The 14227-nt window shown below is 57.3% G+C and carries 13 protein-coding genes; all 13 read right to left on the bottom strand.

Features of this window, described 5'->3' with window-relative positions; all coding sequences use genetic code 11:
• Positions 1–453: 453 nt before the first annotated feature.
• Positions 454–2346 (bottom strand): type IV secretory system conjugative DNA transfer family protein, encoded by a 1893-nt coding sequence (locus ACR3E4_RS13970; RefSeq protein ID WP_480529735.1) that lies wholly within the window; start codon positions 2344–2346, stop codon positions 454–456.
• On the bottom strand, positions 2339–4147 hold the full coding sequence (locus tag ACR3E4_RS13965; RefSeq protein WP_480529737.1) for a relaxase/mobilization nuclease domain-containing protein: 1809 nt from the start codon (positions 4145–4147) through the stop codon (positions 2339–2341). Before ACR3E4_RS13965 ends, ACR3E4_RS13970 begins: the two co-directional genes overlap by 8 nt.
• Positions 4134–4724, bottom strand: a complete 591-nt coding sequence (locus tag ACR3E4_RS13960) for a hypothetical protein (protein WP_480529739.1) — start codon at positions 4722–4724, stop codon at positions 4134–4136. The genes ACR3E4_RS13965 and ACR3E4_RS13960 overlap by 14 nt, the downstream gene beginning before the upstream one ends.
• Before the next feature lie 174 nt (positions 4725–4898).
• The gene (locus ACR3E4_RS13955) at positions 4899–5180 is read right to left on the bottom strand and encodes a hypothetical protein (protein ID WP_480529741.1); all 282 of its coding nucleotides are present in this window, start codon (positions 5178–5180) and stop codon (positions 4899–4901) included.
• Complete coding sequence (locus tag ACR3E4_RS13950; RefSeq protein ID WP_480529743.1) at positions 5167–5391, bottom strand: hypothetical protein; 225 nt, start codon at positions 5389–5391, stop codon at positions 5167–5169. The genes ACR3E4_RS13955 and ACR3E4_RS13950 overlap by 14 nt, the downstream gene beginning before the upstream one ends.
• Positions 5388–5591, bottom strand: a complete 204-nt coding sequence (locus tag ACR3E4_RS13945) for a hypothetical protein (protein WP_480529745.1) — start codon at positions 5589–5591, stop codon at positions 5388–5390. Before ACR3E4_RS13945 ends, ACR3E4_RS13950 begins: the two co-directional genes overlap by 4 nt.
• Complete coding sequence (locus ACR3E4_RS13940; protein ID WP_480529747.1) at positions 5588–6466, bottom strand: ArdC family protein; 879 nt, start codon at positions 6464–6466, stop codon at positions 5588–5590. The genes ACR3E4_RS13945 and ACR3E4_RS13940 overlap by 4 nt, the downstream gene beginning before the upstream one ends.
• Before the next feature lie 831 nt (positions 6467–7297).
• The gene (locus ACR3E4_RS13935) at positions 7298–8302 is read right to left on the bottom strand and encodes a zinc-dependent alcohol dehydrogenase (RefSeq protein ID WP_171106061.1); all 1005 of its coding nucleotides are present in this window, start codon (positions 8300–8302) and stop codon (positions 7298–7300) included.
• The gene (locus ACR3E4_RS13930) at positions 8299–10128 is read right to left on the bottom strand and encodes a PfkB family carbohydrate kinase (protein ID WP_480529749.1); all 1830 of its coding nucleotides are present in this window, start codon (positions 10126–10128) and stop codon (positions 8299–8301) included. The genes ACR3E4_RS13935 and ACR3E4_RS13930 overlap by 4 nt, the downstream gene beginning before the upstream one ends.
• A gap of 22 nt (positions 10129–10150) precedes the next feature.
• A complete protein-coding gene (locus ACR3E4_RS13925; RefSeq protein WP_170610005.1) occupies positions 10151–10333 on the bottom strand; it encodes a hypothetical protein in 183 nt (60 codons plus the stop codon).
• 385 nt (positions 10334–10718) lie between these two features.
• A complete protein-coding gene (locus ACR3E4_RS13920) occupies positions 10719–12302 on the bottom strand; it encodes a TRAP transporter large permease (protein ID WP_480529752.1) in 1584 nt (527 codons plus the stop codon).
• A 32-nt stretch (positions 12303–12334) separates the two neighbouring features.
• Positions 12335–13006 (bottom strand): TRAP transporter small permease subunit, encoded by a 672-nt coding sequence (locus ACR3E4_RS13915; RefSeq protein ID WP_171727596.1) that lies wholly within the window; start codon positions 13004–13006, stop codon positions 12335–12337.
• Positions 13007–13116: 110 nt separating this feature from the next.
• Positions 13117–14136, bottom strand: coding sequence for a TRAP transporter substrate-binding protein (locus ACR3E4_RS13910; protein ID WP_171727597.1), 1020 nt, complete (start codon positions 14134–14136; stop codon positions 13117–13119).
• Between the last annotated feature and the right edge of the window lie 91 nt (positions 14137–14227).

Here is a 14227-nt window from a genome sequence, read left to right as displayed (position 1 = left end):
GACGTCGCCGCCGCCGTCGGTGTGTATCTTCAGAGAGAGCCATATTGCTCCTCCTTTCTGTTGGCCCCGGCGCAACATCCACAGCGGATGCCACTAACCAAGGGTCCTCACCCAACAGAAAACGGAAACCGACGACTAAACCCGTTGCCTAGACGCGATAGCTGTCCTTGCTATCGCGTCTGCTTCGCCCGCCGCCGTCCCCTCGTCCCCCTCCGGGGGCCTCCAGGCCGTTTGCGGTAGAAGTGGTAGAGGGGAAAACCCCTCCGCGCTTGAACAAGTCCAAGCTGGGTATGAGGAACTTCTTCCGTTGTTACACATTAGGTATGTGGGAACGGGGGCGTCAGCTTTCAAGGGAAAAAGTTCACTGTAGGCGAACTTTTTTGCCGAGACCGAGAAGACGATTTGTTCAAACGAATATCTTAGATCTCAGCGCAGAAAGGTTTGCCTGCCCCCTCATCCCCGAGCAGCCTCTTCCATAAACCTTTCCACCCTTTCAGTTCCTGCCTGATAGTCGCCCAAACTGGCCTGATCACCTGACTGTGCATTTTGATTGCCGGACGCCAATTCTTCAATCTCTTCGCGCCGCTTCCCTCCATCGTCAGAGCCCTCATTTGAAACCGCCCTCGGCATCTCAAGCGCTCCAATCTTCGCTTCCAGTGCCTTGATCTGCCCTTGCAGCCCGCGCATCTGGTCACCAGCTGACGGATATGGCAGATCGCCGGTTTGCTTGTCGAAGATCTGCTTAAAGAACCGATCCTCATAGTATTTGATCCGCTTGGCGCGCACGGGCATTTGCGCGTCGACCACCAGAACAATGTCATCAAGATCCATGCGACGGGCCTCATCCTCAGGTAACAAAGGCGTCTCTTCCGTCCGTTCAGACATACTGCGCCCCGCGAATGGGTTGCGGCCGACCGAGCGCGAACGGGTCACAACGCGTTTGGTGGTTTTGCCGACGGCTTTGCTGAGCTCTTCGATGGTCTTTTCATCTGAGGGGGTCAGATAGAGCTTGATACCCGCGTTGCCCTGCAAGGCGCGACGGGCATTTTCTCCGTAGATCTCGTCCAAAGCCGGGATCGTCTGTGTGACGATCGCAAGGTTGGCCCGGTAGGACCGCAGGGTTTCGATGCTATCGAGCACGATCGGCATTTTGCCCAGGCGATTGAACTCATCGAGCATAATCATCACCGGCCAGGGTTCTTCCTTGCCGGGTTCATGGTCCTGCAGCGATGCCAGCAAATCCGAGAGGAACAAGCGGATCAGCGGCGCGAGGGGCTTCACCATCAGCGGTTCAACCACAAGATAAACCGAAAATGGCGTCTTTCGGATATCGCGGAAATCGAAGTCTGACGTTGCGGTCGCACGGTCAATCGCTGGGTTTGACCACTGCTTGAGGCCAGATGTCATCAAGAGCGATAGATAAGACGTTAGGGTGTCATTGTTGGTCGAGGCCATGCGCATAAAGATCAGCTTGGCGGCTGGGTTGACCACCTCGTCGGCGCGGCGGCGATATTCCTTCTGCTTGTCGCCACCTGATGCGGTGATGCGATAAATCTCACCCAAAGTTGGCCGCTTGCGCTCGAACGCCAAAAGTCCCGCAGCCACAAATAGGTCAATCCCGCCATCGAGGAGCCCTTGGACGCGGTCGTTATCTGCTTGCAGGAACAGCGAAGCCAGGAGTTGCAGCTCCATCTGCTGGCGGTCGACGTTTTCCAGCGCCGATATTCGCAGCAAGGGATTGTAGCGGTGCGAGCGACCGTCCTTCCAATCAGTGGGCGCAGACCGGAACACCTTGTCGCCCTGCGCGGCCCTATGGCGCGCCGTCGCCTCGAAATTTTCTCCCTTCACGTCCAACACCACCGCACTGCCCTGATAGGTCAGAAGGTTCGGGATGACGAACCCCGTCGTTTTGCCGCGTCCGGTCGGGGCGACGATCAGGGCATGGGGGAATACCTTGGACATCACGAAGGGTTTGCGGCTCTTGGGCTTGCCCATTTTGCCGAGGACAAAGCCGTGGCCGGGCTTGCCGAAAAAGCCGTTCCGCTTCATCTCGGACATGTGCTGCCAGTGGGTTTCACCAAACTTGGTCAGCGCGTCGTTCATCAACACAGCGCTGAGCAAAACGCCAACACCGGTGCTGATCCCGACGATCAAGTGAACGATCTGCATATCGCCGGGGTGGGTTGTTCGAAGACCCCCATAGCTGCGTGCCAGCATCAAGAAATCGATGTCCGACCCAACCCCGAACCAGCGGAAGGTCAGAAAGGCTGACGCCAGAACATACCCCAGCACCGCGCCAAGAAGGGCAAAGCTCATGACGCCAAGTGCGATCCGCGCCTTACCCATGCGTTACGCCCTTTTCGCCATCGCTATCGACATGCCGCTCGCGTTGAACATCAATTTCTTCATTGGCGATTTCGTCGAGGACATGCTCCATCGCCACACTGTTCGCCAGAGCGGCATCGCTCTGCAGATAGGCCTTGGCCGCATAGAGCCGGTCCAGGCGGTCTTCAATATGTTCCTCCAGCGTGGTCTCATCGCCAATCGCCAAGTCCGGGGTGCTTTCTTCACCGACCAGTTCCTCCATCTCAGCACGCAAGGTCTCGCGCTCCAGATCGTTTCGGAATGGATCTGCGGTTGGGTCGTCCCTCATACGGCTCAGGATTTCAGCAGTGGTCGGCGGAAGCCGGTCGGTGATGGCTTCCTGCCGGTCAGACTCCGCCGCCCCACTGTCCTTGAGAACCTCAACATCGGCCAACAATCGGCCCAGATCACTGTGCACCTGGTCGAGGCGGTCGATCGCCTTCTCCAGTTCATCAGCGCGTGACAGGTCAAGGCCGTCTTTGTCGGCAATCGCCTTCAAATCCTGCCCAAGCCATTGGCGTTCCAGAGCGGCGTTGCCTGCGCCGATTTCGACACGACGTGTCACTTCCTGCGCGTCAATGCCGGTACCTTTCAAAGCCTGCTCAAGACGTTCGGCGAGCGCAGGATCCTGCAAGACACCTTGGGCGTCGGCCTTTATGTTTGCGGCCGAATAGATCCCACTCTTGGACGCATCTTCGAGCAAGGTGTGGGACTGCGTTCCCATTGGGCTCAGATGTGACAAGGAGCGATAGATGTCGTTCAGCTCATGCTCGAGCGCCGCGCGCAGCTCCACCGGGGCGTCCGCCACAATGCGTTCGGCCTGGTTGATCTTGTTGTGAAAGGCATCCACGACCTCGTCAAAGGAATGCTGTTCTTCGGCCATACCATATACCTTTCCATCTGCTTCGATCGGTTTGCCCTGCGCCAAAAGCGTCGCGGCTTTGTCCAAGGCTGCTGCAACGTCATGCTGGTTCTCGCGCGAGGCCTCGGCCGCAAGGCCGCGATAAAGCCGGGCGTTCTGCACCACTTCAGCCAAGGCACGGTCAAGCTCCGGCCCCACGCGCTCACGCTCGGTCAGCTTCTGCCCCGTTGCTTCTGCACGACGTTGGTCCACGTCGCTTGGCCTCTTCGTCGTGATCCCGCGCTCCAGCTTTCGCGTCGCCTCAAGGCGCAGCCCATAAGTGTCCGACACCTCCACCATCGCCTCACGAAAACTGTCGTAATTGAAGTGGTGCCCTTCCTTCAGAAAGAAAAACTCACCGTCCTTGCTGCGCCGGTTGAGAACAATATGGGCGTGCGGATGGTCCCGGTCCTCATGCACGGCGGCGATGTAGTCAAAATGGCTGCCTTCGCCCTGAAAGAACCGCTCGCAAATCTCGCGCGTGATCTCGGCGACATCCTCTCCGCGCGTGCCAATTGGGAAGGCCATCAAGAGATGCGAGGTATGCCCCAGCTTGGGATGAAAGCCCTCATTCCACTGCGCTGAAAACCGGCGTGTGACCTGCTCGATCTCTTTGGCTGACAGAACGCTTTGGCCGTCATAGGTGCCACGGCTGTCGATGATATAGCTCGACTTGGTGGTCAGGTATTCCAGCTGGTTGCGCAGCTGCGCTTTGTTGTGGGTGCCGCCGTCGCGAATGGCTTTGAAGATCGCGGGTGAATGGCCCATGGAGGCGCGCGCCATTTGCTTGGCACGGGCACGCGGCACGCTGCCGCGAATGCGGCTCCAGTCGCGATCGAAGAAGGCCTCCTGCGCGGCGGCAACGGCGCTATTCCGGGCCATCGGCAAAGCCTCCCAGAACGCGAGCAACCTCGCCGGACAGCGCACTTCGGCGGCGCTGCGCCATGTCTTGGACTTGATCAGCGATATCGAAGATCAGCCCGGCCAAAGCGCGCACCTGGCCATGGGCAGAATTGCCATAGGGCGGCGTCTTGCCCTGGCGCTTTGCCTCGTTCAGGCGCTGTGCAATCTGGTTGATATTGTTGCCGGTGCGATTGAGCGAGGCCGACAGACCCTGCATCTGATTGGCCAGTTCGTCGTCGGGAACAAAGAGATCGTTTGAGGCATAGATCAGACGCCGCAACGCCTCGGCGCGGCTGGTGATATCATGCCGCGTCAGCACCGCATCGAAGCTCGCAAGCTCCTTTGGCGTCAGCCGGACATTCACCAGTTCAGAGCGCACGTGCGCATCGAGCTTGCGGCTTTGATCGGCCTTCAACGTGTAGAAGATGCTGCGGGTCGTGACGCCGAATTCGCGCGCCAGATCCTCGATCGGCACCCCCGCGGCACGCTTACGCACGATGGCAAAACGCTGGTTTTGCGTCAGTCGCTTGTGCCGTGGTGCGCGCGGTCGGCTCATGTGAAGTAATCACCCCTATTTCTTGCCAGCATCATACAGGCAGTCCTGTTTTGGCATTTCGCCATAATTGATTCAATATTATAATATTGAATCAACTGCCTGTATTCCGTTTGGAGCAGCCACAGGCTGCGACCGCCGGGCAAAGCCCGGCCACATGCGCAAGGCATGGCACCACTAATCGTGGTTCCATGCCTCAGCATCGCCAAGCAATTGCAGCGCTATTGCGCGGACCGCGCCTTCGGCGCTGGCATAGGTTTGATGATCCGGCAGCTCGTGTAGATCAAAGGGCTGTCGCGGGTCGTCCGGGGTCTCAACTCGGATATAGATCGCCCAACCATCAATCAGTGCTGGATCATCACAATACTCCTGCCCGCCATCGGGCAGATTGCAGAACCCATGCAGGTGCACGCTGGCGCGGCCCTCTCGGGCCGCCTGCCTGATGTCAGAGTACTTCATGGCAATCCGCGGCGCTTTCCTCGATGAAAAATTCGTCAGGCTCGCCGTTCAGGAGGGTGCCATCCCGACCGGTCAAGCCGATAGCCGACCCGTTCCGCATGAATGTGATGAAGTATTGCCCGAGGTCATCACGCGTCACCACATACCCGCTGTTGACCCAGTGAACGCGGTTGCCCGCGTCCACTGCTGTTTTGATCTCTTCCAAGGTCATCGCAACGCCTCCTCAAGGATTGCGAGAGCCCCAAGACAATCGTCGATATAGGGCTGCTCCTCGCCGTCCAGATCGTTCAGCTCCAGCCGGTTCAACACCGCATAAAGCGTGGCGCGCGCCTCGCAGGCGGCGCTTCGCAGGCTGACGGTGTCTTCCAGACGCGCGGTCGCAAAATCATCGCTGTGATAATCAGGGATCATGCTGCCACCTCATTGCTTTGACCTGCTGCGTGCAAAACAAAGTCCGCAGCTTTCTGCGCCTCGGACGCCGCGCGAAAAATCGCCCGCTTGTCCTCCTTGAGCGCTTTCAACCACCCTTCAACATAGGCGGCGCTTTGGTCGAATTCCGGCGCGACGCCAATCTGAGCACCAAGGAAACAAGCACCGATTTCCGCCACCAGCTCTTCAAAGGCATAGGCTTCTCGATTTGCAAACTTCTGGATCCGCTCCAGCCGCTTTTCGCTGCCGGTCCAATGGATCACCTCATGGGCCAACGTCCCATAGTAGCCTACTGCATCGTGAAACGTGGCAATCGGCGGCATGTGGATGTGATCTTTGGCTGGGCTGTAATAGGCGCGCGGATCATCACTGGTGAGGATCTCTGCCCCTGTCCGGCTGAAAAACGCCTCAAGCTCAGGATCTTCGGCTGTGCCAAGATCGCGCGGGGCCTCGGGCCGGATGTAGTAGTCCTCCGGCAAACCCTCGATCTGATCGGCATTGAACACGCGATAGGCGCGCGCATAGGGCAGTTCTTCCTCAATACCCTGCTCGTTCTCTCGGGTGAACGTCCCGTATTTGACCACAGTCGAAGACGTCTCGCCTTTGCGGACTTGGCCGCCCAGCTCTTGCGCCTGCTTGTAGGTCATCCAGCGGCTGGACACATAGCCATGCTTTGCTGCCATGACCCAGAGCATCAAGATGTTAATCCCGCGATACTCCTCGCCATTGTGTCGGGTTGGCAGGGCAATGCCCGACGCGCTCCCAGTCCACGGCTTGCGCCATGGCGGCGTGCCTGCCTCAATCTCTGCAATAATGGTGTCGGTGACGTGGGCATATACATCAAACTTCGGTGCCATTTGTGGCCTCCTCGATCAAAGTGACGCGGGAGAGGCTTCACGCCCCTTTCCGCCGATGGGCTGCGCCTCGGCCACCTGATCTGACCAAATACGCATGTATTCGGCGGAACTGAGTGGGAGAGGGCAAAGCCCGACCCACGGCCCTGAACGGGGCTGTCAATCGGCCACATTTGCGAAGAAAATGTCTGCGCCAAAATCAGACGCCAATTTGCCCCGCGAGGAATGGCTCGCCAGCGAGACAGGGGAAATTTGTGGCTGATTTTGGGGATGGACTAAGGTTGACCGCCACGGTCAGGGATGTTGGGCGGACCCAACAAAAGGAATGATGCCTGGATCGGGGGGAGCGGGCCAACGGCCCGTTGAGCCTCGGTGCAGTCCGTATGGGAAAGCCGTCCTCACGGGACGACAATCATGTAATTTCGTGGTTAGAGTGAGCTGTGCAAGAAATTATTAGAATCATGTTTTCAAGGAACAAATCGTGCAAACAGAGGGCTCATTCGGTCGAACAATCCAGCTTTTCCTCGTAGACGGGAAGCCAACCGGGCTGCGAAAAGCGACAATCCATGGTTGGACAGGTTTGCTTTTTGTAAGCGGCGCTTCAGCTTTCGGCGACCTGACCGCTCGTGATGAAGTTGATGGGACCGGCATCGATATCCTCTCGGGCCCCGATCCCGAAAAGCCGGTGCCACCCGCACCTATATTGGCTCCGGAAATTCGGTGGCCGAGAGGATCAAGCAACCTCTCGTGTCCCAAATCATCTGACGACGGACACCGCCTCAAACTGGTTTCCTAAGGCAGTGCCACGCAGGTACTTCGGAATAGTAATTGAGTTTACAAGTTAGCGAGAACGAACTTCACGCCATCTGCGGCGAAAGATCGGTCAAAGCCGCTTCGCCAGTCGGACAATGGAAATACATCCGTGACAAGGCTCTCAAGGTCGATAGCGCCGGAGTTCATCAGCGCCATGGCCCTGTGCCACGAACGCGGCGTTGAGGCGAAACCAGAGGTGATCGTGAGCTCTTTGTAGCAAATAAGATCCGACGGCAGGTCCGAGGATTTCCCCGACAATCCCATTTGCACAATATGCCCGGTACGCGCCGCAAACCTGAGCGCATCGGCGTATCCAAGAGCATTGCCGGAGCATTCGATCACCGTCTCAAAGCGGTCATGCGGCAAGCCATCGCCCACTTTCGAAACGTTGAAGCCAAGTTTCTGGGCCAGATCAAGGCGAGGTGCGTCGCGATCTGTCCCGCGAACGGTGACATCCGCTCCTTGCGCGGCGGCCACCTGTGCAGCAATCAGTCCGATAGACCCGGGTCCAATCACCAAGGTGGGCTGCGACGGTTCGACATATCCGTGTGTACCAAACATCGAGTTTGTGACGCAGGCCACCGGCTCGGCGAGGCTGGCAGCGGCATCTGACATCGCCGCCGGCACGCAGTGCAAACTGCCAACCGGGACTTCAACTAATGGCGCCATTGCACCGTTAACGTGGCTTCCGATGGAGCGACGATCGAGACAAAGATTGGGCCTCCCGCTCCGGCAATAGCGACAGGTTTCGCAAGTTGAAAAGAAGGTTTCGGCAACAAAGCGCTGCCCGATCAGTGCCTTGTCAACTCCTTCTCCAGTTTGGACGACTCTGCCACAGACCTCATGGCCCATCACAACAGGCGGTTTCACATTGTATTCGTTGCGGTAGATATGAAGGTCCGTGCCGCAGATACCTGCGGCGGCCACCTCAAGAACCACATGATCGGGTCGTGCGACCGGCTCGGGCCACTCCACGAGGTCGACATCCCCGGCTTTTTCGCTGCGCTTGGTGACACCTTGCATCATTTCATACTCCTCCCTTCCAGGAAAAATTCAATCAGTCGTTTGTAAGTGACAGCCATGCGGTCCACCGCTTCCGCGTCGTCGATGCCGCCGGAAAACCACGATTCTGCGGGACCACCGAAAATTGTCCGGCCAATCGCAAAACCTTGACAGCAGGCACTCTTACCGGCGAGGCGCAATGCAGCTTCAAGCAAATCAGCGGGTTCGTTCAGCCCCAACACAATCACTCCTCGACAGGTGTCGTCGTGTTCGCGGATCGTCTCGTCCAACTGCGTCCAACCGTCCGAAGTGGTCAGCGCGGGCAATTTCCACCAGTCGGGCCGCAATCCGGTTTCGTAGCACTGAGACACGCCCCGGATGAGGGTTTCGTCATCGCGCGGCATGTTGAGCGGTGGCACGAGTTCCAGCATCCATTCAGCGCCTGCGGCGCGACAGGACGCCTGGAGATACTTCAGCGTGTCGAACTGCTGAGCGCGCAGCTCGTCGGGATCGTCAGGAGAATACCAGACCAGAACTTTAGCAACCTGTCCCGGACGCCAGCTCGCAACGTCTTGTGCCAGCGCGTGCCCCGCTTCGCAGATCAAGGGGCGCGATCCGGTCACCTCGATGGGACGCCCGGTCCAGATACCGTCGTCCGCAAGCCGGTCGAGCACGGTTTGCCCATATTTCGGGTCCATGAGCATACCGGGCTGCATCCCCGTTACGCCCTTTGCTCCCAAGCGCATTGCCTTGAAGACCAGGTTTTTAAAACGTTGGGCGTGTTCGTGCGGCCGATTGTGTTTTCTTACGAGCTCATCGAAGGGCTTTCGATGGTCACATGCCAGAGCCAGCACAGGTACCTCCAGCGGCGGCCTACTGTGCGCTCGGTGCAGTTGACTCAGCTCCGGATCATCCTGGGCAACTCCATCCAGGAAGAGGTCGAGTTCGTCGGGATAAGGCATTTCCGTTGCACAGCCATGCCTCGTGGCCACCAGCGCTCCGGCGGCGTTACCTCTGGCCAACGCCACCTGTGGCGACGCGCCGACAAGCAACGCGGCAGTAAGATTGCCTAAGAACGCATCCCCTGCTCCTACCGGATTGACGACATCGATTTTGTGCCCTGCAACCTGAAATTCGGCATCGGCTCCCGACCAGCGCGCCCCGTTCGGCCCGAGCTTTCTGACCACCGTGACATCGGCGGGAAGTGTTATGTCACCGGAAAGGATCAGCGCTATCTCCTCTTCGTTGCCAACGACTATGGAAACCCGAGGCAGCAGGTCGCGCACGCGCGCCACTGACCCTTCCAACCCGAGTTGGAATTCCGACCATAATGAGCGGCGTAAATCGATATCCAACACCAGGGGCACCTCTGCCGCCTCAGCAGCATCCACAATCGGCGAGGCCGCTCGCCAAGCCTCCGCGTCGGCCACATGAGTCCCGGTTAGCGCTAGGAACTGGGCGTTCACAAAGTAATCCGTCGGGATCTTGTCAAACTCGATACACGCGTCCGCAGAATTGGCCCGGTAGAAGTCCAGCTGGTCGGCCTCGCCGTTGAGCATACCAAGAAAAGCTAGGGCCGTTCTCCGGTCCCCATTCACGGTCATGGCACGTGTATCAATGCCTTCTCGACGCAATGAACGCATCAGGTAGCGGCCCATTGGATCGCTCCCGACCGCCGAAATCAGCCCGACCGTTGCGCCAGCTCGCGCCGCTGCTATTGCCATGTTGCCACTGGAGCCACCCGGGTAACGTGCAAAACTTCGGGTTTCCTCCAAAGGACTGTGAAATTGCTCGCCATAGAGATCGACGGCGATCCGACCAAGAAAGACGGCATTAGGGGCTTGCACCATGTTTTAAACTCCGAGGTTCGGCTCAAGCGGCACAATCGGGCCGCGAGGTTAAGGCCGTCACCATACTTGGTGCCTCGGCCCGCCGGTGGTTTCCGATAAAGCGTTTCAAGAAAAGGATTTTTTGTGACTCCACCTCTACCGCTGCGCCTTCGATGCTGGTCAACGTTGTGGTGAGCGCGGTTTTCTTCGCGAGTGTCTGCAACAAAGCCTACTCCTTTGGATCTGCCGGGCATGTGTTGAATTTACCCTTTTGATATTTGATCAAAGATCATTTAAACTGTCAATGGCCGAAGAAAGCCCTCCACCTCAAAACTTTCTATCCGCTGAAGAACCTGCACATGCTCGTGCAGGCCTCTTGAGAAGACGGCTTCCATCAACCGTTGCAGGGCAAAAAAGCCTTTAGGAGACCCCTGTTTTCAAGTGGCGGCGTCTGTTCGATTGAACCGGTCTTCCGTACGCCCAAATGCAGGAAACTGATTGAACGAAGGCGTACCGATGCGTTTGCGAACTGGTTCGTTTTTCTCCATCTCCCCACCACACCAGAGATTCTCGGGCCCCCGTCTGGGAGGAAACGGAGGCCCGACTTGCCTCTAGTGAAGAAACAGGGTCGTGATTTGCGGAACCAGGAGGATGAGCATCAGCACCATGATCTGAATGCCTATGAAGGGCAGAAAGCTCTTGAAAATATCCGGCAGCGTGATGTGCGGAGGAGCAACGGACTTAAGATAGAAGGCCGCGCCGCCGAACGGTGGTGACAGAAAGCTGACCTGCATGTTCACGCAAAACAGCACGCCAAACCAGACTTGAACCGCCAACTGCGATTCAAGCCCACCGGTCAACCCCAGTTCCTCCCAAGGAAGCTTGAGGACGATCGGAAGGAAAACGGGCATGACCAGCAGCACGATTCCGGTCCAGTCCATAAAGGCGCCCATAAACAGGAACACCAGCATCATGATCAGTAGCACGCCAAGCGTCGGCATCTCCAGCCCAACGATCAGGTTGGCTACATAGGTCGGGCCGCCGGCGATCGTATAGGCACCGGCGAGCGCAGTCGCGCCGATTGTCACCCATATGATTGTCCCGGTGGATTTGAACGTTCGCATCGACGCTTCGCGTAGCAGAACCCAAGAGAATTCACCGCGGAAAATGATCAGCAACAGCACTGCAACCGAACCGATTCCGGCGGCCTCGGTGATCCCGGTTATTCCGCCATAGATGGAGCCTAGGACCACGAAAACGATCAGGAGAGGCGCAACCATGCCCTTGCCGTATTCCCAAGCTGTCTTGGCTCTTTCAAGACCAACAACTAACATGAGGTAGGCAAAAAGCGCGGCCGAAAGAATGGCGGACTTGATCATGAAGCCAAGGGATACATAGCTCGTGTCAATCTCAATCGTCCCGAGCGTGTTGAAGAAGACCGCACGCAGGGACAAGATCAAGGACCCTGTGCCGACGATCATGGCAATCAGGGCGAGGCCGTACAAACGCTTTTCTTCACCTGACAAGTCATTCTCGGAAGTCTCTGGTAAAGGCGCCAGATCAGGTTGGATTCGGGTTCGGATCAAAATGTACGCAATGTAGCTGAACGCGAGTATGAATCCCGGGACAAAGGCTGCCTGGAACAGCGCATGGATGGACGTGTCGGTAACCAGGCCGTAGAAAATCAGAACGATTGACGGCGGAATCATTGTCCCCAGAGAGCCGGAGGCACAGATGGTTCCGATGGCAAGGTTCTGATTGTAGCCAAGCCGTAACATTTGTGGCAGCGCGATCAGTCCCAGAAGCACCACCTCGCCACCGATGATGCCGGACATTGCCGCCATGACAACCGCCATGAGCGCGGTGACGACGGCAACTCCACCGCGGGTGCGATTAAGCCAAACGTCGAGGGTCGAGTACATGTCCCGCGCGATGCCTGAACGTTCGAGCAAGTTCGCCATGAATATGAACAGCGGCACTGAGACCAGGACATAACTTGTCGTAATCCCGTAAATTCGCTGAAGCAGAATATTCAGCGGACCGGTGCCAAATTGACCGAAGAGGAGGTCGGGGCCAAACTTCATGACCATGACGACAACGGCCAGAAAACCTGAGGCAAATCCCAGCGGCATACCAATCGCAAGTAGGACGAGCATTCCTACCAGCAAGACGAGCGAAATCGTTCCAATGTCCATAATTGCGTCTTTCCTTTCCGCGCTTCTCGGGGTTATTCTTTTTTGCTGTCGGAAGGGGAGAAGTCGTCGCTATCCTGGACTTCTCCTTCTGATGCGCCGTCAATCCAGTCTTCATGGTCCGCCGCTATTCCCGCCGGGCGTGCATCCAGATGATCTACAGCGAGGTCTTCGAGCAGCTCTTCGAAGTCCTCTTCGCCGTAGTGTTTCTCTCCCTGATCGGTGCTCCAATCGTAAATCAGGTTAGAAATCGCCTGGAGCGCCAAGAGCGCCATTGTGATTAGGATGAGTGGTTTGATGGTGGCCGGTATCGGTGGATTGAACTTCGTGCCGTACCGCTCCCAACTCAGGAGTTTTTCAACGGCCTCATTGTATCCACCCCAAATCAGCGCCGCCGCGAAAATGCACACGCAGAAGGTTGAGAGGATATCGAAAATCCGCCGCAGCCAGAGCGGTGCCAAATCATAGAGAATGAATATCCGGATGTGACTACGCTGCTGCATAGAGTAGAGACCGGCCATCAGATACACAGCGCCCGCGACCCAAAGCGAGGTCTCATTGACCCATAGCGTTGGCCGCAAGAATAGGTAGCGTAAAACGACTTCCAGAAAGATGATCGAGACGATGAATGCCGGGAGCCACATTGCAACTCGGCTGATGCCCCATGTGATCGGATCCAGCGGACCTGTCTTTTCATGTTCGGTCATTTTCTTGGCCTCCCAGCGTAAACGCGTATTCACCAGCGTTTGGGTTCGGTTTTTATAAGTGCCACCGGCGGGAACCGCCGGTGGTTTTCAATTTTTTCACCTCTGCGCAGTCACTCCAGCAGGCCGATGCGCTGAAGGAATTCGACGTGGCTTTGAACCAGCTTGCCAGCTTCGGGGGATTTAGCACCCCAATCCTTCCACGCGGCCAACGCAGCGTTTCGGAAAGTCGCACGGTCTTCTTCCGACCAGTTGTATGTGGTCACACCCATCTCGGGCAATTTCTGCAGCGCCTCACCATTTTGGATCAGCGTCGACATCATCACTTCCATCGCCAGCGCCTTTTCAGCCACTTCGATGATTGTCTTGTGCTGGTCCGACAGTGCGTTCCAGACATCGGAGCGGCATGCCAGGTGGTCTGCCGACATCGAGTGGAAGCCCGGGTAGGTGGTGTGCTTGGCAACATCGTAAATGCCGATGTTCAGGTTGGTCGCAAGCGTCGACGCGTCGGCGCCATCGATGATGCCCGACTCAAGCGCCGTGACGATCTCGGTGAAATCCATGACGACAGGCTTGGCGCCGAGGCTGGCGAAGATGTCTGATTCCATACCCGGAGGCGAACGGAACTTGAAGTTTTCCAGATCGGAGATACCGTTCAGCGGACGAGAGGAGTTCAGCGATTCATGACCGCCAACATGGCCCCCAACGTAGGTCATGTTATGAGTCGCATAAAGTTCGTTGATCGCTTCTCTGCCACCGCCCTGATAGATCCAAGACATGAGTTGCAGCGGCGTATCGTAGCCGCCCATCGTATCTGCGACAAACTGGAATGCCGCATTCTTACCTACTTGGTAGCCGCCGTTGGTCATGTCACAATCGATGATTCCGTTTTTTGCGGCGTCAAAAGTTTCCGTGGTCGGAACCACCGCCGACGAATAGAACATCTCGATCTGAAGCGCGCCGTCCGACATGGTGGCTACGTCTTCGACAAACTTCTGGATTGCGACGCCGTAAGGTGACGATTGCCCCAGGTGGTTCTGGATACGCAGCGTCGTTTGTGCGGCGGCCGTCGTGGCACCCGCAGCGGTAACGGCGAGACCTACCAGAAGGGTTTTGGTTAAATCTTTGATCATGAGCTCCTCTCCTTTTTACTCTTTTTTTGCAGGCCAAATAACTAGGCCGGGTGTTTCAGCCGCCATGTCGACAACAGCGGTATCTGCGACA

It is taken from the genome of Ruegeria sp. AP11 (assembly GCF_056535865.1).
Note: the sequence above shows the minus strand (reverse complement) of the source record. Positions and strands in the feature narration are given on the sequence as shown.

Bases quoted from the DNA above. Each gene is read 5' to 3' on its own strand.
- ACR3E4_RS13910 (WP_171727597.1), bottom strand. From the start codon at position 14,136: ATGATCAAAGATTTAACCAAAACCCTTCTGGTAGGTCTCGCCGTTACC.
- ACR3E4_RS13965 (WP_480529737.1), bottom strand. From the start codon at position 4,147: ATGGCCCGGAATAGCGCCGTTGCCGCCGCGCAGGAGGCCTTCTTCGAT.
- ACR3E4_RS13920 (WP_480529752.1), bottom strand. From the start codon at position 12,302: ATGGACATTGGAACGATTTCGCTCGTCTTGCTGGTAGGAATGCTCGTC.
- ACR3E4_RS13955 (WP_480529741.1), bottom strand. From the start codon at position 5,180: ATGAAGTACTCTGACATCAGGCAGGCGGCCCGAGAGGGCCGCGCCAGC.
- ACR3E4_RS13940 (WP_480529747.1), bottom strand. From the start codon at position 6,466: ATGGCACCGAAGTTTGATGTATATGCCCACGTCACCGACACCATTATT.
- ACR3E4_RS13960 (WP_480529739.1), bottom strand. From the start codon at position 4,724: ATGAGCCGACCGCGCGCACCACGGCACAAGCGACTGACGCAAAACCAG.
- ACR3E4_RS13930 (WP_480529749.1), bottom strand. From the start codon at position 10,128: ATGGTGCAAGCCCCTAATGCCGTCTTTCTTGGTCGGATCGCCGTCGAT.
- ACR3E4_RS13950 (WP_480529743.1), bottom strand. From the start codon at position 5,391: ATGACCTTGGAAGAGATCAAAACAGCAGTGGACGCGGGCAACCGCGTT.
- ACR3E4_RS13970 (WP_480529735.1), bottom strand. From the start codon at position 2,346: ATGGGTAAGGCGCGGATCGCACTTGGCGTCATGAGCTTTGCCCTTCTT.
- ACR3E4_RS13945 (WP_480529745.1), bottom strand. From the start codon at position 5,591: ATGATCCCTGATTATCACAGCGATGATTTTGCGACCGCGCGTCTGGAA.
- ACR3E4_RS13935 (WP_171106061.1), bottom strand. From the start codon at position 8,302: ATGATGCAAGGTGTCACCAAGCGCAGCGAAAAAGCCGGGGATGTCGAC.
- ACR3E4_RS13915 (WP_171727596.1), bottom strand. From the start codon at position 13,006: ATGACCGAACATGAAAAGACAGGTCCGCTGGATCCGATCACATGGGGC.